17 protein-coding genes are annotated in these 22,443 nt (G+C 64.1%); 8 read left to right on the top strand and 9 right to left on the bottom strand.

Going from position 1 to position 22,443, the window contains the following annotated elements; translation table 11 throughout:
- Positions 1–32 precede the first annotated feature (32 nt).
- Positions 33–1,358 carry a 30S ribosomal protein S12 methylthiotransferase RimO gene (rimO, locus tag LMTR13_RS19960; protein ID WP_065729319.1) on the top strand — a complete coding sequence of 442 codons (1,326 nt, stop codon included), beginning with the start codon at positions 33–35 and terminating at the stop codon, positions 1,356–1,358.
- A gap of 342 nt (positions 1,359–1,700) precedes the next feature.
- Positions 1,701–2,897, top strand: coding sequence for an acetylornithine transaminase (locus tag LMTR13_RS19955; protein ID WP_065729318.1), 1,197 nt, complete (start codon positions 1,701–1,703; stop codon positions 2,895–2,897).
- Positions 2,898–3,021: 124 nt separating this feature from the next.
- Here LMTR13_RS19955 and LMTR13_RS19950 read toward each other — a convergent pair whose 3' ends face one another.
- The 3 genes from LMTR13_RS19950 to pcsA form a co-directional block, all read right to left on the bottom strand.
- On the bottom strand, positions 3,022–3,996 hold the full coding sequence (locus tag LMTR13_RS19950) for a quinone oxidoreductase family protein (protein WP_065729317.1): 975 nt from the start codon (positions 3,994–3,996) through the stop codon (positions 3,022–3,024).
- 92 nt (positions 3,997–4,088) lie between these two features.
- Positions 4,089–4,826, bottom strand: coding sequence for a TerC family protein (locus tag LMTR13_RS19945; protein ID WP_065729316.1), 738 nt, complete (start codon positions 4,824–4,826; stop codon positions 4,089–4,091).
- Positions 4,823–5,557 (bottom strand): phosphatidylcholine synthase, encoded by a 735-nt coding sequence (gene pcsA, locus LMTR13_RS19940; protein ID WP_156795686.1) that lies wholly within the window; start codon positions 5,555–5,557, stop codon positions 4,823–4,825. Before pcsA ends, LMTR13_RS19945 begins: the two co-directional genes overlap by 4 nt.
- Before the next feature lie 135 nt (positions 5,558–5,692).
- Between pcsA and LMTR13_RS19935 the strand changes: the two genes are divergently transcribed.
- Positions 5,693–6,883 (top strand): UbiH/UbiF family hydroxylase, encoded by a 1,191-nt coding sequence (locus LMTR13_RS19935; protein ID WP_065729314.1) that lies wholly within the window; start codon positions 5,693–5,695, stop codon positions 6,881–6,883.
- Positions 6,884–7,070: 187 nt separating this feature from the next.
- Here LMTR13_RS19935 and LMTR13_RS19930 read toward each other — a convergent pair whose 3' ends face one another.
- Positions 7,071–8,024 carry an AEC family transporter gene (locus LMTR13_RS19930; protein ID WP_065729313.1) on the bottom strand — a complete coding sequence of 318 codons (954 nt, stop codon included), beginning with the start codon at positions 8,022–8,024 and terminating at the stop codon, positions 7,071–7,073.
- Positions 8,025–8,148: 124 nt separating this feature from the next.
- Between LMTR13_RS19930 and hspQ the strand changes: the two genes are divergently transcribed.
- Complete coding sequence (gene hspQ / locus LMTR13_RS19925) at positions 8,149–8,481, top strand: heat shock protein HspQ (RefSeq protein ID WP_028346018.1); 333 nt, start codon at positions 8,149–8,151, stop codon at positions 8,479–8,481.
- A 70-nt stretch (positions 8,482–8,551) separates the two neighbouring features.
- Here the strand turns inward: hspQ and LMTR13_RS19920 are convergent, their stop codons facing one another.
- On the bottom strand, positions 8,552–9,370 hold the full coding sequence (locus LMTR13_RS19920; RefSeq protein ID WP_065729312.1) for an invasion associated locus B family protein: 819 nt from the start codon (positions 9,368–9,370) through the stop codon (positions 8,552–8,554).
- A 261-nt stretch (positions 9,371–9,631) separates the two neighbouring features.
- Here LMTR13_RS19920 and LMTR13_RS19915 point away from each other — a divergent pair, with 261 nt between their 5' ends.
- The 3 genes from LMTR13_RS19915 to LMTR13_RS19905 all read left to right on the top strand — a co-directional run bounded on the left by LMTR13_RS19915 (position 9,632) and on the right by LMTR13_RS19905 (position 14,354).
- Positions 9,632–11,458 (top strand): extracellular solute-binding protein, encoded by a 1,827-nt coding sequence (locus LMTR13_RS19915; RefSeq protein ID WP_065729311.1) that lies wholly within the window; start codon positions 9,632–9,634, stop codon positions 11,456–11,458.
- Positions 11,459–11,503: 45 nt separating this feature from the next.
- Positions 11,504–13,009, top strand: coding sequence for an AMP-binding protein (locus LMTR13_RS19910; protein ID WP_065729310.1), 1,506 nt, complete (start codon positions 11,504–11,506; stop codon positions 13,007–13,009).
- An 88-nt stretch (positions 13,010–13,097) separates the two neighbouring features.
- Positions 13,098–14,354 carry a hypothetical protein gene (locus tag LMTR13_RS19905; protein WP_065729309.1) on the top strand — a complete coding sequence of 419 codons (1,257 nt, stop codon included), beginning with the start codon at positions 13,098–13,100 and terminating at the stop codon, positions 14,352–14,354.
- Positions 14,355–14,533: 179 nt separating this feature from the next.
- Here the strand turns inward: LMTR13_RS19905 and mfd are convergent, their stop codons facing one another.
- Together mfd and LMTR13_RS19895 are read right to left on the bottom strand one after the other, a co-directional pair.
- Entirely contained in the window at positions 14,534–18,052 is a 3,519-nt protein-coding gene (gene mfd / locus LMTR13_RS19900; RefSeq protein WP_065729308.1) for a transcription-repair coupling factor, read from the bottom strand.
- Positions 18,049–18,339, bottom strand: a complete 291-nt coding sequence (locus LMTR13_RS19895; RefSeq protein ID WP_065729307.1) for an FAD assembly factor SdhE — start codon at positions 18,337–18,339, stop codon at positions 18,049–18,051. Before LMTR13_RS19895 ends, mfd begins: the two co-directional genes overlap by 4 nt.
- A gap of 188 nt (positions 18,340–18,527) precedes the next feature.
- On the opposite strand from LMTR13_RS19895, the gene recG reads away from it, so the two are divergent.
- Positions 18,528–20,636 carry an ATP-dependent DNA helicase RecG gene (recG, locus tag LMTR13_RS19890; RefSeq protein ID WP_065729306.1) on the top strand — a complete coding sequence of 703 codons (2,109 nt, stop codon included), beginning with the start codon at positions 18,528–18,530 and terminating at the stop codon, positions 20,634–20,636.
- On the opposite strand, the gene LMTR13_RS19885 is transcribed toward recG, so the two are convergent.
- On the bottom strand, positions 20,588–21,577 hold the full coding sequence (locus LMTR13_RS19885; protein WP_083219094.1) for a dihydrodipicolinate synthase family protein: 990 nt from the start codon (positions 21,575–21,577) through the stop codon (positions 20,588–20,590). The two genes, recG and LMTR13_RS19885, sit on opposite strands and share 49 nt — an antisense overlap.
- Positions 21,578–21,654: 77 nt before the next feature.
- Positions 21,655–22,440 (bottom strand): DUF502 domain-containing protein, encoded by a 786-nt coding sequence (locus LMTR13_RS19880; RefSeq protein WP_065729305.1) that lies wholly within the window; start codon positions 22,438–22,440, stop codon positions 21,655–21,657.
- Positions 22,441–22,443 lie beyond the last annotated feature (3 nt).

The raw sequence follows: 22,443 nt of genomic DNA, 5'->3' as shown, positions 1-22,443 counted from the left end.
AGTTCGTGCTCATCAATCAGGCAGATTTAGATATGCAACAGGCCGCTGCGCCCAAGATCAGCTTTGTTTCGCTTGGGTGCCCCAAGGCGCTGGTGGATTCCGAGCGCATTATCACCCGGCTACGCGCTGAAGGCTATGAGCTGGCCCGAAAGCATGACGGCGCCGACATCGTGATCGTCAACACCTGCGGCTTCCTCGACAGCGCCAAGCAGGAATCGCTCGGCGCCATCGGCGAGGCCATGGCGGAGAACGGGAAGGTCATCGTCACCGGCTGCATGGGCGCGGAACCCGAGCAGATCGAGGCGGCCTATCCGGGCGTGCTCTCGATATCGGGCCCGCAGCAATATGAGAGCGTGCTGGAGGCTGTGCACCGGGCCCTGCCGCCGGTCCATAATCCGCACCTCGATCTGGTGCCGCCACAGGGCGTCAAGCTGACGCCGCGCCACTACGCCTATTTGAAAATTTCCGAAGGCTGCAACAATCGCTGCAGCTTCTGCATCATCCCAAGACTGCGCGGCGACCTGGTGTCGCGTCCGGCCAACGACGTGCTGCGCGAGGCAGAAAGGCTTGTCGCAGCCGGCGTTAAGGAGTTGCTCGTTATCTCGCAGGACACGTCGGCGTATGGCGTGGACGTGAAGTACGCGGAGAGTTCGTGGAAGGACCGTCAGGTCCGCGCCAAATTCTTCGACCTCGCCAAGGAACTCGGCGAACTCGGCGCCTGGGTGCGGCTGCAATATGTCTACCCCTACCCGCATGTCGACGAAGTCATCGGCCTGATGACGGAGGGCAAGATCCTGCCCTATCTCGATATTCCCTTCCAGCATGCGAGCCCGGACGTCCTGAAAGCCATGAAGCGTCCCGCCGCGCAGGAGAAGACGCTGGCGCGGATCCAGAAGTGGCGCGAGGAATGTCCTGACCTGACGCTGCGCTCCACCTTCATCGTCGGTTTCCCCGGCGAGACCGATTCCGATTTTGCTTATTTGCTCGACTGGCTTGAAGAGGCCGAGATCGATCGCCTCGGCTGCTTCAAATACGAGCCAGTCGCGGGTGCTGCATCGAATGCGATCGGAAATGCCGTGCCTGATGAGGTGAAGCAGGAGCGCTGGAACGCGCTGATGGCGCGGCAGCAGAAGATCTCCGCCCGTCGTCTCAAGCGCAAGGTCGGCACCAGGCAGCAGATCATCGTCGACGAAGTCGGGCCGACGGTCGCAAAGGGTCGTTCAAAGGCCGACGCGCCGCAGATCGATGGCGCAGTCTATCTCTCCAGCCGCCGCCCGCTGAAGGTCGGCGAGATCGTGACCGCGAAGATCGAGCGCGCCGATCAATACGACTTGCACGGCAGCGTCGCCGGATTTTGACGGGATCGAACAATCATTCTCCCGCTCCGAAGACCCTGCCCGTTGTTCATCGCCGACTAATTCCGCCATTGCGGATCGATTTGATCTCACGACCCTCAGGCGAAGCCGCCGCTTGACATGGCGCACCGTTCGGCTGTATGGGCCATCGCATGAAACTGAACCGGACCAACCGCCGCGCCTGCCTGCGTCGTCGCTCCCGCGACGATGATGGGGCGCGCCATGTCCGACGACAACGCTGATCAGCTAGTTTCAGCCACGTTTTCGAGAAGGCCGCACCCTCAAAAGTGCGGCCTTCTTGCGTTTCGGCCTGCCCTTTCCCCTCAAGACCACCTGGAGATCGACATGACCCATGCTGCCCATCCGTTCGACGCGCTGATGAACATCACCGCCCGCCCGCAGGCCGTGTTCGTTCGCGGCGAAGGCGCGTATCTCTGGGATGATGCCGGCAAGCGCTATCTCGACTTCATGCAGGGTTGGGCCGTCAACTGCCTCGGCCATTCGCCGACGGTGGTAGCCGAAGCACTTGCCGCGCAGGCCAAATTGCTGCTCACGCCAAGTCCCGCCTTCTACAATGGCCCCAGCCTGAAGCTGGCGCAGGCGCTCGTGGAAAAGAGTTGCTTCGATCAGGTGTTCTTCGCCAATTCCGGCGCGGAAGCCAACGAAGGCGCCATCAAGCTCGCCCGGAAATACGGCGCTAAATACAAGAACGGCGCATTCGAAATCATCACCTTCGAAGGCGGATTTCACGGCCGCACGCTCGCGACCATGTCGGCATCGGGCAAGAAGGCGTTCGAGCCGCTATTCGAGCCAAAGGTATCAGGCTTCCGCAAAGCTAAGCTCAACGATCTCGATTCAGTGAAGGCGCTGATCTCGGACAACACGGTCGCCGTGATGCTGGAGCCGATCCAGGGGGAAGCCGGCGTCTGGCCGGCAACCGATCAATTCCTAAGGGAGTTGCGGGCACTCACCCAAGAGCATGGCCTGCTGCTGATCGTCGACGAGATCCAGACCGGCATGGGCCGGACCGGAAAACTCTTCCACTACGAACACGCCGGCATCGAGCCCGACATCATGACGCTCGGCAAAGGCATCGGCGGCGGTGTGCCGTTGGCGGCCCTGCTCGCCACCGAACACGTCTCCTGCTTCGAGCACGGCGACCAGGGCGGCACGTTCAACGGCAACCCGTTGATGTGCGCCGCAGGGCTTGCAGTGCTCGAGGAGGTTTCGAAGCCGGAATTTCTGAAAGCGGCAGCGGATGCCGGCCTGTTCCTGGAAAGCGAATTGCAGAAACTGTCCGCGCGTCACGGCCTCGGCGAGGTGCGCGGCCGCGGGCTGTTGCTCGCGCTCGATCTAAAACTGCCGATCGGTGCCGCGATCGTGGCCGAGGCGCTTGCGGACGGCGTCCTCATCAACTCGCCGCAGCCCGATGCGCTGCGCTTCATGCCCGCGCTCAACGTCACGCGCGAGGAGATATCGCTGATGGTCGACTGCCTTGATGCGATCCTGGTCAAGGCTGGGGCAGCACGAAGGGTGGCTTGAATCTTTCGATCGTCATACCGAGGCGATGCGCAGCATCGAACTACGATGCGCAATTGCGCATCGGAGAATCTCGAGATTCCGGGTCTGGTGCTTACGCACCATCCCGGAATGACGGCGGAGGGATCTACGGCCTTAAGATCGCCGCTCCCGTCGTCGCCCGGCTCTCCAACTCGGTATGCGCCTTCGCCGCGTCCTTCAGCGCGTAGGCATGATTGATCGGCACGTGGAGCTTGCCGTTGATGACGGCGGCAAACAGCGTGTCGGCGCCTTCGAGCAGGTCCTTGCGGGTGCTGACATAGTCATTGAGCTTCGGCCGGGTCGCAAACAGCGAGCCGTGATTGTTGAGTTCGGCGAGCGGGAACGGCGGCACCGGACCGGAGGCATTGCCGAAGCTCACGAACAGGCCGCGTGGCCGCAAGCACGACAGCGAGCCCGGGAAGGTGGTCTTGCCGACGCCGTCATAGACGACGTCGCAGAGCTCGTTACGGCTGATCTGTTTGACGCGAGCCACGAAGTCCTCTTCGTTATAGAGGATGACGTGATCGCAGCCGTTGGCGAGCGCGAGGTCGGCCTTGGCCTTGGAGCCGACGGTGCCGATCACGTGCGCCCCGAGCGCCTTGGCCCATTGGCAGGCCAAGAGACCGATGCCGCCTGCGGCGGCATGGATCAGCACGCGATGGCCAGGTTCGACCTTGAAGGTCTTGTGCAGGAGGTACCAGACCGTCAGGCCCTTGAGCATCAGGACGGCGCCCTGCTCATAGGTGATGTGGTCGGGCAGCTTGACCAGCTTGTCGGCCGGGATCACCCGCTCGCCGGCGTAGCCGCCGAGCGTGTAATAATAGGCGACGCGATCGCCGGGATGAAAATTGGTAACGCCTGGGCCTACGGCCACAACCTCGCCGGCGGCCTCATTGCCGGCAATGAACGGCAGCCCCGGTGCCTTGTAGAGGCCGGTGCGGAAATAGACGTCGATGAAGTTCAGCCCGACGGCATGCTGACGGATGCGAACCTCGCCCGGGCCCGGTGCCGGGACCTCGACGTCCTCATACACCAGGGCTTCCGGTCCCCCCACCTTGTGCACGCGCACGGCCTTGGTCATGACAGTCTCTCCCTCGGTGTTTGCTCAAGCGCCCAACTTGAGCGCGCAACGAAAGCCATCAGAGCGCAACGAAAGCCATCGCCGCCGGCTTGTCAACTGACCGGTGGTCTGGCGGCCTTCCTGCGATTGCGCCTGGCGAGCACGTTGAACAGTTCGACGGCGGCCGAGAACAACATCGCAAAGTAGATATAGCCGCGCGGAATGTGGAATTTGAATCCGTCCGCCACCAGCGCCACGCCGATCAGCACCAGGAATGCCAGTGCCAGCATCTTGGTGGTGGGGTGATTGGCAACGAACCGGGCCACCGGCCCCGACGAGACGTACATGACGACGCATGCGATCACGACGGCTGTAACCATGATCTCCAGATCCTGCGCCATGCCGATCGCGGTGATGATCGAGTCCAGCGAGAACACGATGTCGATGACGATGATCTGCAGGATCACCCAGAAAAATGCGCTGGCCCTGGGTTCGGCATTGGGCTCGCCATCGCTCGCCTCGACCTCGCCATGAATTTCATGCGTCGCCTTCGCAATCAGGAAGGCTCCGCCGGCAATCAGGATGATGTCCCGCCAGGACAGTTCGACATTCTTTACCGTGATGACGGGCTCAGTCAGGCCGATCAGCCACACCAGCAAGGTGAGCAGCACGATGCGGAACACCAGCGCCAGCAGCAAGCCGATCTGACGGGCGCGTTTGGCCTGCACCGGTGGGATGCGCGAGACGATCACGGAGATGAAAATGACGTTGTCGATGCCGAGCACGATTTCCAGCGCCGTCAATGTCAACAGCGCCGCCCAGGCTTCCGGGCTCGTCAATAATTCCATCATGCCCTGAACGACTTGATTTGCCGGATCACGGCGTCACTTCCTATTACGTAAGCCGCAATGGCGCAAAGCGCGGCGACGATGGGAGCCCCCACGTTGAAATCGCAGATAAGCGTATAGATCGCCAGCACGGCTCCAATGGCCATCAGCCACAGGGTCAGCCAGCGTAGCCGCACCACCCGGATCGGATGCAGCACATGAAACGGGGCGAATGTGAGCGCGATCAGGGTTGCTATTCCGAGAGTCGACAGGACCGGCGGCAGGTGCAGCAAGAACAAATAAAACGCCGCCGCGTTCCACAGCGCTGGAAAGCCGCGGAAGTGATTGTCGGACGCCTTCATGCGCCGGTCGGCGAAATAGAGCGCACCGGAAACCATAATGCCGATGCCGAGCAGCGGCGCCGCCACAGGCAACAGCAACCCGCTCGCGGTGATCGCATAGGCAGGCACGAAGACATAGGTCACGAAATCGACGACGAGATCGAGCACGTCGCCCGACCAGTTCGGCTGCAGCCGCACCACATCCAGCTTTCGTGCCAGCGGCCCGTCGATGGCATCGATGATCAGGGCAACGCCAAGCCAGCCGAACATATTGGCCCAATGTTCGCGAACGGCCTCTAGCATCGCCAGCAGCGCGATGCCCGCGCCCAACGCCGTGAAGACGTGGACGGCGAATGCTGCGATCCGCATTCGGCTGGTCGTGGGAGCGGAATCTGGCTCTGTGGTCTGGTCCATTGCTCCGGCAGTGCTATCAGGAATCGCCTCGATTTGCATATCGGCGCTTTGCGGCGTTCCGCCGCGCGATTGGGCGGAAACATTTCGGCCGGTTGATGGCTTGAAAATGCCCGCCCGAGCGTCAATTGTCTCGATATGAATGATGCATCTCAAGTTTATGACGCCGCCGTGATCGGCGGCGGGCCGGCGGGGTTGACCGCAGCGATCGCGCTGGCTGCCACCGGCGCGAAAACCGCCCTGCTCGCGCGGCGCGTCCCTTACGGCGACAACCGCACCACCGCGCTGTTGGGGGCTTCCACCGAGCTGCTCGAACGTATCGAGGTCTGGCCGCGCTGCCGCGACAAGGCCGCCGCGTTGCGGACCATGCGCCTCGTCGACGACACCGGCCGGCTGATCCGCGCTCCCGAGGTGCGGTTTTCCTCGGAGGAGATCGGTCTCGAACAGTTCGGCTACAACATCGACAACCGATCGTTAATGGTTGCCCTCGAAGAGCGCGCCGCCGAACTTTCCAATTTGACTCGATATGCCGACGAGGCCGCCACGATCGACCCGCAGGATGCGATAGTCGCCATTCGTACCGGCAAGGGTGAGCAACTTTCCGCGCGGCTCGTGATCGGCGCAGACGGGCGGCAATCACCGTCCCGCGAGGCGGCCGGCATCAGGACCAGCCGCCGCGACCTTCATCAGTCGGCGCTGACCTTCAACATCTCCCATTCTCGGCCGCATAACGCAATCTCCACCGAGTTTCACACCGCGCAAGGACCATGCGTATTCGTGCCCCTGCCCGGCAACCGCTGCAGCGTGGTCTGGGTTTCGGCGACCAAAGAAGCCGAGCGGCTGATGTCGCTCAGCGATGAGGAATTGTCGGAAGGCGCGGAAAGGCAGTCCCATTCCATTCTCGGCCGTGTCCAGGTCGAAGCCGGGCGCAATCTGTTTCCGCTGACGATCGAGCGTCCCGAGCAATTCGCCAGCCATCGCGTCGCGCTGGTCGGTGAATCCGCCCACGTCGTGCCGCCGATCGGCGCCCAGGGCCTCAACATGGGATTGCGCGATGCGGCCGATATCGCCGACATCGCAGGCAGTGCGATCTCGCTCGGCGAGGATCCGGGGTCGCCGGCCGTGCTGGCGCGCTATCAGTCCGCCCGCCGCGCCGACGTCGCGAGCCGGTTGATCGCGATCGATGTCGCCAACCGCTCTTTACTCAGCGATTTCCTGCCCATGCAATCGCTGCGTGCTGCAGGCATGCACCTGCTCGGCTCGTTCGGCCCGCTGCGGCGGCTTGCGATGCGCGAGGGGCTGGCGCCGACCTGGAAGCGCGTCAGCTAGCTCCGGACACCAGCGTGAGGGCTGCGGCCTAGGGCATGATCCGGAAAAGTGTGAAGCGGTTTTCCGAAAAGATCATGCTCAAACAAAGATCTAAAGCGCGATGACGATTCATCCAAATCTCATCGCGCTTTAGCCCAACTCTACTTTGCATGGGGTTGTTTTCGCGATTTTGTATTTCCGCGCCCACTTACGGAAACACCAGCCGTCCGCTCTGGATGAACCACATCACGCTGGTCAGCGTGACCACGGAGGCGAAGGTTCCGATCAGGACGGCGACGGACGCCGGCTCGATCCAGGTGCTGTTCTGCCGGGCGATCACGAACACGTTCAGCGCCGGCGGCAGCGCGGCCATCAGGACGGCGGTCGCGGCCCAGGGCTGCGCGAACGGGCCGAACAGCAGCATCAGCCCGAACACGATAAGCGGATGGATCACGAGCTTGATCGCGATCACGCCGGGCACTTCCCAGGGCACCCGGTCGAACGGGCGCAGCGCCACGGTAACGCCCAGCACGAACAGCGCCGTCGGTGCCGCCGCGTTCTGGAGAAATAGCAAGGTCCTGTCGACGGCGACCGGCACTTGAATGTGCAACGCCGCGACAAGCGCCCCCGCGGCTGCGGACATGATCAGTGGATTGAGCACGATCTGCCGCGCGGCGATGCCAATGGCGTGCAGGAACGACGGGTGCTTGCGATCGCTCAATGCCATCAGCAGCGGCACGATCGTGAACAGGAAGATGCTGTCGCAGCAGAAGATCAGCGCGGTCGGCGCCGCCGCCTTGGCTCCGAGCACCGCCAGGGCCAGCCCGGGGCCCATATAGCCGATATTGCCGTAAGCGCCGGCAAGGCCCGCCATCGTCGCCTTGCGCAGCGACAGTTCGCCGATGATGCGGCCTGCGACCATGGCAAGCACGAAGGCACTCACGGTCGCAAGCGTGGTTGCGATCAGAAAAGGCGGGTTGTTCAGTTCGGAAAACGGCGTCTCCGACATGATACGGAATAGCAGGGCCGGCAGCGAGACGTAGAGCAGGAAGAAGTTCATCCAGGCGAGGCCCGATTCCGGCAGCCCTTTGGCCTTGCCGCAGGCAAAGCCGATGAAGATCAGGCCGAAATAGGGAAGCGCGAGGTTGAGGATGTCGACCATCTCGTAAAACGTCTTTTCGTCAGTGATTTTGGGGAGATGGCGCCGGATATGGCCACCACGCGTAAAGGTTAATTCGTCCTATTGCCCCTAGCATCGGCCACAATCATGGTCTATTCGACGGGACATGATTAAAGCGCGCACCGCCAAATTTCAGATCGGGCAGATCGTCCGCCACCGGGTGTTTTCATTCCGGGGCGTGATTTTCGATATCGATCCGGAATTCAACAATACCGAGGAATGGTGGTTGTCGATCCCCGAGGAGGTTCGGCCTGACAAGGATCAGCCGTTCTATCACCTACTCGCGGAAAATTCGGAGTCCGAATACGTCGCCTACGTCTCCGAGCAGAATCTCTTGCCTGACGATTCCGGCGAACCGATCCGGCACTCGCAGGTGGCCGAGATCTTTGTGAAGGACAAGTCCGGCGGCTACCGCCCGCGCAATCCGTCACTCAACTAGCTTTCTCCTTCCCGCAAGGAAAAAGGCGCCCCGGTCGGGCGCCTTTTGTTGTTGCCGAATGGTGCGGCTGTTATTTCGCCGCCGGATTTGCCGTGGCGCCGCCCGGCTGGGCTGCCTCCAGCTTCTTGCGCTGCTCTTCAGCACGCTTCTGCAGCTCTTCCTGCAGTTTCTTCTGGTTTTCCTCGAACTGCTTCGGATCGGTCGGCGGACCGTCATAGGCCTTGGCGAATTCACCGGTGAGCGGCAGCGGCAGCGTCAGCGGCGCGCCGTTGGAATTGATCGCCTGAACAACGAGATTTTGGCCCTTCTTCAAGTTGGCAATCAGCTCGGGCGTTGCTTCGTAATCCGACATGCAACCGTTCTGGAAACAGATGACATAGGGGCCCTGCTGCGGCGGATTGTTATCAATGATGATCCGGGTTCCGTGCACGAGCTGCATGCCGAGCGGCAAGGTCACGCGCAGGAGCTTCTTGGGCTCGCCTTCCGGCTCGATGATGACGGCGGCGATGACAGGTTGACCCGACTCGATGCGGCCGTCCTTGCCGGTGAAGCAAACCTGCTTGGCGCCGGCTTCCTGACCCTTGAGGCAGAACTTGGTCCAGGGCGCGTAGATCAGCTGGACCTGCTGCTCCTGTGGCGGAGGGGTGCCGGCGGGAGCGCCAGCCGGAGGGGCCTGTGCCGCGGGAGCGCCGCCAGGAGCCTTGGGAGCAGCCTTCGGAGGCGCTTTCGGAGCGGCAGGCGCGGGGGCCTTCGGGGCCCCGGGCGCCGGCGCAGGCTGCTGGGCTTGCGCGCCCGACGCGATCAACGTTGCCGACATTGCCGAGGCCGCCAACAGGGCCAAGACCTGCCCACGCGGCCGAATCGACGCGGCCAAGATACGGAAATTCATTGCGGAAAACCCTTTCTGAACCGGAGCGCCCGAAACCGCTACAGGCACCGACACCAAGCCGCGCTGGGGCGGCTGTCTCGTTGGCAATTGAGGCGGATACGTGACGGGCGTTCCCGCGGTCATCAACTGCCCGCCTTCAATACAGCGGCAGACGAAAAGATCAATGCCAACAAGCGTCTTTGGCGTTCCCCGCAGGCCGAGGCCAAAGCCTATGGTAAAGCTTTCTTCGTGCGCATTTTCGAATCAAATCACCGTCTCCCTATGACCGTCTCCGGGCGTATCCGCCTGCGTGTGCTGGCCGGCATTGCCCTCGCGCTGGGTGTGACGCCGCTCGCGCCGGTCCACGAAGCCAAGGCGGCCGAAAGCCACGCGCTGGCGATGCACGGCGCGCCTGCTCTTCCTGCCGGTTTCACGAATCTGCCCTACGCCAATCCGGACGCGCCGAAGGGCGGGCGGCTGGTCTGGGGCGCCCTCGGAACCTTCGACAGCCTCAATCCCCTGATCGTCCGCGGACTCGCGGTTCAGCAGATCAGGGGCTTTGTGGTCGAGAGCCTGATGGCGCGCGGCAATGACGAGGCTTTCACGCTCTATGGCTTGCTAGCCAAAACCGTCGAAACCGACGACGCGCGCAGTTACGTTACCTTCCGCCTCGACCCCAAAGCGCGCTTCGCTGACGGCAAGGCGGTTACGGCAGAAGACGTCCTGTTTTCGTGGGCCTTGCTGCGTGACAAGGGCCGCCCCAATCACCGCCAGTACTATTCCAAAGTCGCAAAGGCGGAGGCGCCCGGTCCGCTCACCGTGCGGTTCGATTTCGGCGGCGCCAACGACCGCGAACTTCCATTGATCCTGGGTCTGATGCCGGTCTTGCCGCGGCATGCGGTCGATCCGGCGACCTTCGAGGAAACCACGATGACCGGACCGGTCGGTTCCGGCCCCTATCGCGTCACCGCCGTCAGGCCGGGGGCCAGCATCACGCTGACCCGCAATCCCGACTATTGGGGCCGCGACCTGCCGGTGAATCGCGGGCTATGGAACTTCGACGAGATCAGGCTCGACTTCTATCGCGACTCCAACGGCCAGTTCGAGGCCTTCAAGCGCGGCCTCTATGACTTTCGCGTCGAGCACGAACCGCTGCGCTGGCACGACGGCTATGATTTTCCGGCCGCCCGGAGCGGCGAATTGATCCGCGACACCATCAAGACGGGGATGCCGCAGCCGTCGGAGTTCCTGGTGTTCAACACGCGGCGTCCGGTGTTTTCAGACATCCGCGTGCGACAGGCGCTGACGCTGCTGTTCGATTTCGAGTGGATCAACCGCAATTACTTTTTCGGACTTTATGCGCGCGCGGCAGGCTTTTTCGCTGGGTCCGAACTATCCGCCTATGCCCGCCCGGCCGACGATCGTGAGCGCGAACTGTTGAAACCGTTCGCCGAGCGAATCCGGCCGGATATTCTCGACGGCAGTTACCGCCTGCCCGTCACCGACGGATCGGGGCGCGATCGCACGACGCTGCGCAGCGCGCTCAAATTGTTGTCAGAGGCCGGTTACCATCTCGATGGAAGCGTGCTGCGGCAGCGTTCGACCGGGACGCCACTCACCTTCGAAATCCTGGTGACCACGCGCGACCAGGAGCGGATCGCGCTGGCCTATCAGCGCGACCTCAAGCGCGCCGGCATCGAGGCCAGCGTCCGCGCGGTCGATCCCGTGCAATTCGACCAGCGCCGGCTCGGCTACGAGTTCGACATGCTGCAGAACCGCTGGGACCAGTCGCTGTCCCCCGGCAACGAGCAGTCCTTCTATTTTGGCAGCCAGGCCGCCGACATTCCCGGCACCCGGAATTACATGGGGGCCAAGGAGCCCGCCATCGACGCCCTGATTGCGGCGCTGCTCGAGGCGCGCGAGCGCCCGGCCTTCGTCTCGGCGGTGCGGGCGCTCGATCGCGTCCTGATGGCGGGCTTCTACGCAATTCCGGTGTTCAACGTGCAGGAGCAATGGATTGCGCGGTGGAATCGGGTAGAACAACCTACAGCGACCGCGTTGACGGGCTACCTGCCGGAAACCTGGTGGCAGAAGCCGGAAACGAAGTGAACTTGCCAACCGATCCAACCCCCGCGACAGAGCCGAAGTAACGCCGTGACCCAGCCCACCGCTTCGCCAACGCTCGATACGTTGTTCAAACGGAACCTGGCACGGCAGCCCGACGCGCTGGCGCTGGTCGATCCCCCCAACAAGCCGCGCATCACCGGCCAGCCGCCGAAGCGTCTCACCTTCGCGCAGGCCGACCGCATGATCTCGTCGCTGGCTGCGCACTTCATCGAATCCGGCTTGCCGTCCAATTCGGTGATCGCGGTTCAACTGCCCAACACCATCGAATTCGCGCTCACCGTGCTGGCCGCCTTCCGCGCGGGCCTCGTCGTGGCGGTGCTGCCGCTGCTCTGGCGGCAGTCGGAATTGACCATGGCGCTCAACCGCACCGCCGCGCGGGCGATCGTGACCTCGGGCAGAATCGATGGCGTGATCTACTCGGATCTCGCCATGAACGCCGCCGCCGAGGCGTTCTCGATCCGCCATGTCTGCGGCTTCGGCGGCGACCTGCCGGAGGGCATGGCCTCGCTCGACAACGCCATCTTCCGGGAATCCCCGACCACGCGCGCCGTGATCCAGGATGGCCGCAAGGCGGCGCTGATTTCCTTTGACGTCACCGCGGACGGCTTTCGGCCGGTGCCGCGCGCCCATCTCGGCCTGATCGCCGGTGGCCTTGCCATGTCGCTCGAAAGCGACGTGCCGCAGGGTGCAACCATTCTGTCAGCCTTCTCGCCGATGTCGTTTGCCGGCCTCGCCTCGTCGCTGGCGATCTGGCTGCTGTCAGGTGGAACACTGGTGCTACACCATCCGTTCGACGACGAGGTGCTGGAGCAGCAGATCAATGAACAGGCCTGCGACACGCTGATCGCTCCTGGCCAACTGGCGCTGCGGCTGGACGAACTGCACCTCGGCGCGCGGATGCCAAGCCTGCGCAATGTCATCGGCCTGTGGCGGACCCCGGAGCAGGTCGGCTCCAGCGCGTGCTGGGCCGCGCAACAGGCGACGCTGACGGATGTCTATCTGTTTGGCGAGGCCGGATTGTTCGGTGCCCGCCGGGTCGCGGAGGATGGCTCGCCGGCTCTGATCAAACCCGGCCCGCACGGCGCGCCGCGCGATTTGCCGGGATCGTCGATCGCGGGCGATATCCTGCTGACGCCGCGCGGCACGTTGGGACTGCGCGGACCGATGGTGCCGGTCGTGGCCTATGCGCCCCCTCCGCCGCCGAGCGACTCCCTGATCGCGTCGCCGCCGCGCGATTACGTCGATACGGACTACGCGGCGCGGCTCGACCGCGTCACCGGGGCGGTCAATATCACCGCGCCGCCGTCCGGCGTGATGGCCGTCGGCGGCTACCGGTTCCTGGCGCAGGACCTCCAGGAGTGGGCGCGGCGGCTCGGTCAGGGCGCGCTCTTGACCGCGCTGCCGGACCGCCTTAGCGGCCACCGGCTAGCCGGCCGCGCGCTCGACAACGCCCGCGCCCGCGACGCGCTGACAGAACTGGGCCTTAACCCCTTGATGGTGGAAGCATTTCGGGATCGGAGCAACGCCGCCTGAGAAGCGGCGGGCGGGCGACCGTTGACGCCGCATTAAGCGCGGCAAATTAGGATCGCCGGCTCCAGTTTCGCTGATCCGAGTTCTTAAGATGTCCCAGCAAGGTCCGATCCTCGTCGTGTCGACCGCGAGACGGCCGTCCTTTGCCGCCACGCTCGATGTCGCGCGACTGTTTCCGGTAGTCGAGACCGGGTGGGCGGATGCGGCGCGTGCGGTCGAGCAGGTGCAACCGGCGGCCGTGCTGGCCGAAACATCCGGCACCAATGCAGCCGGATTGGCGGAGCTGGCCGTGCGAGTCGCGGCGCGTCAGCCCTATCTGCCGCTGATCGCGGTCGATCCGCAGATTGCTGTTCCGGATAATGTCATTCCTTTCTTCCAGAGCCCAGTTTTGCAAACGCACGCCTCGGAAACCAGAGGCGGCTCCAACCGGCTGGCCGCCCGCCTGCGCGCCGCGCTGCGCGTGCGGTCATTGCATGCGACTGTGATGCGCCGGCTGGTGCCGGCAACGCCGATGGCGCTGTCGCATATCGATCCGGCGCGCGACGCTACCGTGCTGCTGATCGGCCGAGGGGGCGCCTATCCGGCGCTGTCGGTGGCGCTTGGCGAGCGCACCGGCGTGGTCGGCGCGCTTTCGATCGAAGCGGCCGCGAAGCATCTGAACGCCAGAGATATCGACGGCATTGTGCTCGGCGAAGGATTCAGCCTGCGCGTTGTCGATGCCTTCCTCACCGTGCTGACGGAGGATGCCCGTTTCCGCAATCTTCCCGTCGTCGTGACGGCAGGCGATCTGGTGCCGGCCTATGATTTGCCGAACCTCGAGATCGTCTCCGGCGACGCCGGCAACGTGGCAGCGACCGCGCTGCCGCTGATCCGCCAGCACGCCTTCGAATCGCATCTCAGCCGCACGCTGAAAGCCATCGACGCCGATGGCCTGATCGACGCGCGGACCGGCCTGCTCACCCCGGAAGCCTTCGAGCGTGACTTTGCCAGCGCCATCTACCAGACGCAGCAACGCGGCGGCGGATTGTCGGTCGCGCGCTTTGCGTTCGACCCTGACCATCCCCGCGCGCAATTCGACGGCGCGCGGATCATCAGCCGCCTGATGCGGCAAATGGATTTCGGCGCCGCCCAGGACGACGGTTCGGTCGTCGTGGTCTTTGCCGAGGCCGACCTGAAGACGGCCCACAGCATCGCGCGGCGGCTGTCGAGCGTGATGCGCCATACCAGCCATGGCCAGCGTGACGCACGGTCGGAGCCGGCGGTGACCGTCGCAACGCTGCTGCCGAACGATTCCGCGAAATCGCTCCGGTCACGGCTACAGGAAGATGCGCAGCGGGCGGCTTCGTAGTCGCCTCACTAGCAGCCGCGCCGTTCCCGGATGCGCAGCGCGCCAGCGGTGCGCTGCTGATCCGGGGTTCATCGTATGCGGACGGGATTGGATCCCGGCTCTCCGGAGCAGCGCCATAGTGCGTCGATGACGCGCGTGAACGCGCTTATGGCGCCACACCGCGTCCGGGACACGAGTAGCTACGCCGCCTTCTTGCTCTCCGCGAGATTGGCGAGCTGCCGCAATATCTCGGTCGTGCCCATGAGCCGCTCTTCCGGCGTCTTCCATGTCTGCAGGAATACCACCTTCATGTCGGGCCGGACCTTCGCGGCCTGGCCGTGCTGACGGATGAAGGCGACCAGGCGATCCGGCTGGGCGAAGCTGTTGTCGCGGAACGAGATCACGGCGCCCTTCGGCCCGGCATCGACTTTCTCGACGTTGGCTCGGCGGCAATAGGCCTTGATGGCCGCGACCTTGAAGAGATAGCGGACTTCGTCCGGCAGCACGCCAAAACGGTCGCGCATCTCGGCGGCGAAGTTGTCGATCTCCTCGTCGGTGTCGAGGTCCGCCAGCCGACGGTACAGCGACAGCCGCACCGAGAGATCGTTGACGTAATCCTCGGGGATCAGCACGGGCATGCCGATGGTGATCTGCGGCGACCAGCGATCCGCGGCGGGCTCGGCCACGCCGGCCTTGAGGTTGAGGATCGCCTCCTCCAGCATCGATTGATAGAGCTCGAAACCGACTTCCTTGATGTGGCCGGATTGTTCTTCGCCGAGCAGGTTGCCCGCGCCGCGGATATCGAGGTCGTGCGATGCGAGCTGGAACCCCGCGCCCAGCGTTTCCAGCGACTGCAGCACCTTCAGCCGCCGCTCGGCTTGCGCGGTGATCTTCTGCTGCGCCGGCAACGTGAACAGCGCGTAGGCGCGAAGCTTCGAGCGCCCGACCCGTCCGCGCAACTGATAGAGCTGCGCCAGCCCGAACATATCCGAGCGGTGCACGATCAGCGTATTGGCGTTCGGAATGTCGAGGCCGGATTCGATGATCGTGGTCGAAAGCAGGATGTCGTACTTGCCGTCATAGAAGGCCGATATGATATCCTCGATCACGGTCGGCGGCATCTGGCCATGCGCAACCGCAACCTTCATCTCCGGCACGTTCTTGTCGAGGAAGTCCTTGACGCCGGCAAGGTCTTCGATCCGCGGCACCACATAGAACGCCTGCCCGCCGCGGTAGCGTTCGCGCAGCAGCGCCTCGCGGATCATCAGGGGATCGTGCGGCGCCACGAAGGTGCGCACCGCGAGGCGATCGACCGGGGGCGATGCGATGATCGACAGCTCGCGCACGCCGGTCAGCGCAAGCTGCAGCGTCCGCGGGATCGGCGTCGCGCTCAGCGTCAAGACATGTACCTGCGCCCGCAATTGCTTCAGCTTTTCCTTGTGGCTGACGCCAAAGTGCTGCTCTTCGTCGACGATCAGCAAGCCAAGATCCCTGAACTTGATCGACTTGCCGAGCAGCGCGTGGGTGCCGACGACGATGTCGACATTGCCTTCGGCCAGCCCTTTCTTGACCTGCGTCAGCTCCTTGGCCGGGATCAGGCGCGAGGCCTGCGCGACATTGACTGGGAAACCTCTGAAGCGTTCCGCAAAGTTCTTGCTGTGCTGCCGCGCCAATAGCGTGGTCGGCACGACCACCGCGACCTGCTTGCCTTCGAGCGCCACAGCAAACGCCGCGCGCAACGCCACCTCGGTTTTGCCGAAACCGACGTCGCCGCAGATCAGCCGGTCCATGGGGCGGCCGGTTTCAAGGTCTTTCAGCGTGGACGTGATGGCACCGAGCTGATCCTCGGTCTCTTCATAGGGGAAGCGCGCACAGAATTCGTCATAGACATGCGGCTGCACCGGCATTTTCGGCGCCTCGTGCAGTTGCCGCTCGGCCGCGATCTTGATCAGCTCGCCCGCGATCTCGCGGATCCGGTTCTTCAGCTTGGCCTTGCGTGCCTGCCAGCCGCCGCCGCCCAGCCGGTCCAGCTCCACGTTGGCGTGGTCGGAGCCGTAGCGCGACAACAGCTCGATGTTCTCGACCGGCAGGAACAGTTTTGTTTCGGCGGCATAATGCAGCTCCAGACAGTCGTGCGGCGCGCCGCCGACTTCGATCGTCTGCAAGCCGACAAAGCGCCCGATGCCGTGCTCGACATGCACCACGAGATCGCCCGTCGAAAGGCTCGTGACTTCGGAGATGAAGTTGTCGAGCTTGCGGCTCGATTTGCGCTGACGCACCAAACGGTCGCCGAGGATATCCTGCTCGCTGATGACGGCGAATTCGTCGGTCTCGAAACCGCTCTCCATGCCGACCACCGCCAGCATGGCCTCGTTGCGCGGCGTCGCCTGCACGGTGCGCCAGGCGTTGACGCTGGTGATATTGGCGAGCTTGTGATCCCGCAGCATGCTGGCCATGCGGTCGCGCGAGCCTTCGCTCCACAGCGCGATCACCACTTTCTTGCGCTGCGCCTGCAATGCCAGCACATGCGCCACCACGGCTTCGAACACGTTGACGGAAGTGTCGGCGCGCTCAGGCGTAAAGTTGCGGCCCTGCCGCGCGCCGGCGTCGAACAAATCGCCAGTGCCCTCAGGCACGGCGAACGGCGTCAACCGCGCCACCGCGGCGTCGCTCAGCCGCGTGGTCCACTCCGTTTCCGTCAGATAGAGCCGATCCGGCGGTAACGGCTTGTAGATCGCACCTGAACCCGGATGCTCCAGCGCCTCGCGCCGCGCTTCGTAATAGTCCGCGATCTGCTTGAAGCGTTCGCGCGCGGCATCCTCGCCCTGCGGCTCGATCGCGACTGGCGCGCCGTCGAGATAGTCGAACAGCGTATCCATCCGCTCCTGGAACAGCGGCAGCCAATGCTCCATGCCGGGATGGCGGCGTCCCTCGCTGACGGCCTCATAGAGCGGATCGTCACGCTCCGGCGCGCCGAAGGTCGCGACATAGCCCATGCGAAAGCGGCGAATGGTTTCGGTGACGAGCTGGAATTCCGAGATCGGCACCAGATCGAGCGCGCGCATGTCGAGCAGCGTGCGCTGGGTTTCCGCATCGAAGGTGCGGATCGATTCAAGGGAGTCGCCGAAGAAGTCAAACCGCACGGGCTGATCGAGCCCGGCCGGAAACAGATCGAGGATGCCGCCCCGCACGGCATATTCGCCGGGCTCGCGCACGGTCGAGGAGCGGTTGTAGCCATTGTGCTCGAGCCAGGCGACGATCGAATCCATCGGCACGACATGGCCGGGCGCAACCGACAGCGCCTGCGCCGCCACCACTTCGCGCGCCGGCACACGCTGCACGATGGCATTGACGGTGGTGAGCACGATCAGCGGCTTGTCGCTGCCCTGCAGGCGCGACAGCCGCGCCAGCGTGGTCAGGCGCTGCGCCAGGATACCGCCATGCGGCGATACCCGGTCATAGGGTTGGCAGTCCCAAGCCGGAAACTGCATCACAGGCAGATCGGGGGCGAAGAATTCCAGCGCCCGCGCCAGTTGCTGCATGCGCGGACCGTCGCGGCAGACCACGGCAAGGCTGACTGCCGGCGGTTTCGGCCTGGCGGCGACCGCACGCGCGAGGTCGGAGACGACAAGCCCCTCCGCACCCTCGGCAACATTGGCAAAGGTCAGCGCGCGGCCGGGGGCCAGCAGCGCGGCGGGAGATTTGACGGGGGCCTTCATGCGTCGTGGCCCACGGCGCGAAACGCCTTGATGCGGTCGAACAGCGAGGTCGCATATTCCGGATCGAGCGGCTTGTCGCCGGTCAGGGCTGCATAGAGATCGGGGTCGGGCACCTCGATCAGGCGTTCCAGCTCAGTTAGTTCGTCGTCGCGCATGCCCGATATCTCGGCATCGGCAAAGCGTCCGAGGATCAGGTCCATTTCACGGGTGCCGCGATGCCAGCAGCGAAACAAAAGCCGCTTGCGGCGGTCATCGAGGCCACCGCTCGATCGTGTCGTACCCGTCATTGTCCTATTCCATTTCGAACGCCAAAAGCCCGGACGTGCCGGGCGGGGTTGATATAGCGACCGGGATCGCCGATGTCAGCCCTAACTATTCCCGATTTATCAACTGTGCCGTCATTGCCGGGCTTGACCCGGCAATCCATCCTCTTGAAGAGGGATGGATGCGCGGATCGTGAGCGACGAGAGACCTGATGCGCCCCACCCTGCTCAATCCCTTGTTTGCGTCGGTCACGAGCCTTCCGGGCGTCGGGCCGAAGCAGGACAAGCTGTTGCGCTATCTGCTCGACCGCGACGAGACCCCACGGCTGGTCGATTTGCTGCTGCACCTGCCGGCCAGCGTGATCGACCGCCGGGCGCGGCCGAAGATTCGCGAGGCGGTACCGGGAACGGTGGTGACGCTGGAGGTCACTGTGGATCGTCACCGGCCGCCTCCGCCACGAAATGCCCGCGCGCCCTATCTCGTCTATGCCAGCGACGATACCGGCGACGTGGTGCTGACGTTTTTCCGCGCCAAGCCAGGCTATGTCGAAAAACTGCTGCCGGTCGGCGACAAGCGCTACGTGTCGGGCACGCTGCAGATGTACGATGGCATCCCGCAGATCGTGCATCCCGACCGCGTCGTGGACGAGGCGGCATTCTCAAAATTGTCCGGTATCGATCCGGTCTATCCTCTGACCGAAGGTCTGGCGCTCGGCTCGCTGCGCCGGGCGATCGCGCAGGCGCTGCAGAAGTTGCCGGAACTGCCGGAGTGGATCAGCCCTGAGGTCATTCGCCGCTGCAGCTTTCCACCGATCCAGGAAGCGCTTAACCGCGTGCATGTGCCGGTCGAACTCACGGACATTTTGCCCGACGGCCCGTTCTGGTCCCGGCTCGCCTTCGACGAACTCTTGGCCGGCCAACTGGCGCTGGCACTGGTGCGCGCGCAATTACGGCGTCCGGCCGGCGACCGCAACGCCGGCGATGGTCACCTGCGCCACAAGATCATCGATGCGCTGCCTTATGCACTCACCGCCTCGCAGCGCGCGGCGGTCGCCGCTATCACCGAGGATCTGCTCCAGCCGGTGCGGATGTTGCGACTGCTGCAGGGCGATGTCGGCTCCGGCAAGACGGTGGTGGCGCTGTTGGCGGCGGCTGCGGTCGTGGAGGCCGGCAAGCAGGCTGCGCTGATGGCGCCGACCGAAATCCTCGCCCGCCAGCACATCAAGACCATCGCGCCGCTGGCCGAACGCGCCGGCCTGCGTGTGGCAATCCTGACCGGACGTGAGAAGGGCAAGGAGCGGCGCGCGATCCTTTCGCAGCTCGAAGCCGGCGAGATCGATTTTCTGGTCGGCACCCATGCCCTGATCCAGGACGACGTGATCTTCAAGGCGCTGGCCCTGACGGTGGTCGACGAACAGCATCGATTCGGCGTGCGCGAGCGGCTGGCGCTCACCAACAAGGGCGAAGCGGTCGACGTGCTGGTCTTGAGCGCAACGCCGATCCCGCGCACGCTGGTGCTCACCTATTTCGGCGACATGGACGTCTCCGAGCTGCGTGAGAAACCGGCCGGCCGCCAGCCGATCGACACCCGCGCGGTCCCGGCCAGCCGCCTCGATGAAGTCGTCGATGCCGTTGGCCGCGCGCTCAAGGCCGGCAAGCTGGTCTACTGGATCTGTCCGCTGGTCGAGGAATCCGAGGCCGAGGGGACCGAGCACCTCACCAACGCCACCGAACGGTTCGAGCGGCTGCAGAAACGCTTCGGCGACCGCGTCGGGCTGGTGCATGGGCAGATGAAGGGCGTGGAGAAGGACCGCGTGATGGCGCAGTTCGCCGCCCACGAAATCGGACTTCTGGTCGCCACCACCGTGGTCGAGGTCGGCGTCGACGTCCCTGCCGCGACCATCATGGTGATAGAGAACGCCGAGCGTTTTGGGCTCGCGCAATTGCACCAGCTGCGCGGCCGAATCGGCCGTGGGTCGGAGTCTTCGACCTGCCTGCTGCTCTACAAGGAGCCGCTCGGCGAGATGTCGGCGGCGCGGCTGAAGGTGATCCGGGAGACCACCGACGGCTTCAGGATCGCCGAGGAGGATCTCAAACTGCGTGGCGAAGGTGACGTGCTCGGCATTCGCCAGAGCGGCCTGCCCGGCTATCGCATCGCCCGCTCCGACGTGCACGGCCAGCTCATCACGCAGGCGCGCGACGAGGCGCTGCGCATCATGAAGGACAATCCCAAGCTCAAGGGCGAGCGCGGCGAAGCGCTGCGCTGCCTGCTTTATCTGTATGAACGCGACGAAGCCGTACCGCTGATCGGCGCGGGATAGGTCTTGCTCGCCTCAACGGCGGCAATGCGGCGCCGGTAATGCTCGGTGCCGTCGACGATCTTGTCGAGCAGCGCCTGCAACGCCCAGAACTTTTCGTGGACATCGAAGGTGACGGCACGGCTCTCGCTGCAGGCAAACGTGCCGAGACGCCGGTGGTAGAGCTTGGCGAGCTTCGGGTAGCCCATCGGTTCGGCCATCGCCGACAGCGCGAGGTAGACGGAAAGTTCGTCTGCAAGTGCCGGATGGTCGGCATTCTCGGTCATCAGCCACTTGTAGAGATCGGGATGAAAATTCGTGAACACGCCGGTAAAGCCGCGCGAACCGGCTTTCATTGCCTCGAATGCAATTGCCGCATTGGCGTTGACGATGGCAAGCGGCGTGCCCCTGGTCAATGCCACCCGGCGCTTCACCGTTTCGAGGTCGCAGGACACGTCCTTGAGGATGACGAAGCGGCCGGTATTGGCGCAGAACGTCAGTTCGTCGTCGGTGAGCAAGCGGCGATAGGGCGCCGGGCACTCGTAGAGACCGAGCGGAATTTGCTTCGGCAGCCGATCGAGCAGCCAGGTCAGATCGTCGATGAACCGGCTGCCGCCTTCCTGCCTGGCATCGAGCCGGTTGGTGACGAGCACCATGCCGTCAACCCCGGTCGCGGCAATCGCGGTCAGTTCGGCAAGTTGGTCATCCAGGCTTTCGCTGACGTGACCGGAAGCGATCACCGGGACGCGGCCCGCGGCGGCCTTCTTGACGAAGGCGGCGAGCGCAACCCGTTCGTCGAGACTCAGAAACTGCATTTCGCTGGACTGGCAGACCGCAAACAGCGCGTCCGATCCGTTGTCGATGTACCATTCCACCAGCCGGCCGAGACCCGGATAGTCGATCTGGCCGCTTTCGGTAAACGGCGTGATCATCACGGGAATGATGCCTTCGATCTTCTTCGTCATGATGTCAGGCCTGCCAGCATTCGAGATTTTCAGCGCCAGAGCGCGACTTGGAAGGGCCGCGCCATCAGGCGCCCGCCCTACTCCACCTTTACCTTTGCGGGAGCCGTCTTCAGACCGGCAGCCGAATTGGCCACGCGCGCGGCGTTTGCCATGCCGGCGAGCGCGGCGTTGCGTTTCTGCGGATCAGAGCCGGGCTGCACCACGCCGGCCGACATGATCAGCGTCGCGGCGTCCTCGGTGCTCATGTCGACTTCGATGATCTTGCTCTTGGGCACGTAGAAGAAGAAACCCGTGGTCGGGTTCGGCGCGCAGGGCAGGAACACCGAGATGTGCTCTTCCTGGTCGGGAAGCTGGCTGGCGATGTTCACGCTCGGCGGCTGCGAGATCAAGACGATCGACCACATGCCCGGCGAGGGAAATTCAACCAGGCCGACCTTGCGAAAGCTCGAGCCCTTGCCCGAGAACAGCGTCTCGAACACCTGCTTCAGGCCGCGATAGATCGCGCGCACCACGGGCATGCGGCCGAGCAGCCGCTCGCCGAGGTCGACCAACGTCCGCCCGATCAAATTGGCGGTGAGGAAGCCGAGTAGCGTCAGCGCGATCACCGCGACGATCAGTCCCGACCCCGGCAAGCCGAACGGCAGGTAGGTTTCGGGACGGTAGACCGTCGGCACGAAGGGGCGAACCAGGTTGTCGACCCAGTTCACGAACCACCAGGTCAGGTAGAGCGTGATCGCGACCGGCCCTGCGACAATCAGTCCGGTCAGAAAATAGTTTCGGAAACGGGCCATTAGCCCGGCATGGTGCGCCTCCGGCAGGGGTTCCTCCGGGGACGCGGTCGGGGGCAGTTGTTCGCGGTTCATCGT

The sequence above is a fragment of the Bradyrhizobium icense genome, from assembly GCF_001693385.1.
GTDB classification, from domain to species: Bacteria; Pseudomonadota; Alphaproteobacteria; order Rhizobiales; family Xanthobacteraceae; genus Bradyrhizobium; species Bradyrhizobium icense.
The sequence above is the reverse complement of the archived record's forward strand: the minus strand, read 5'-3'. Positions and strand labels throughout refer to the sequence as shown.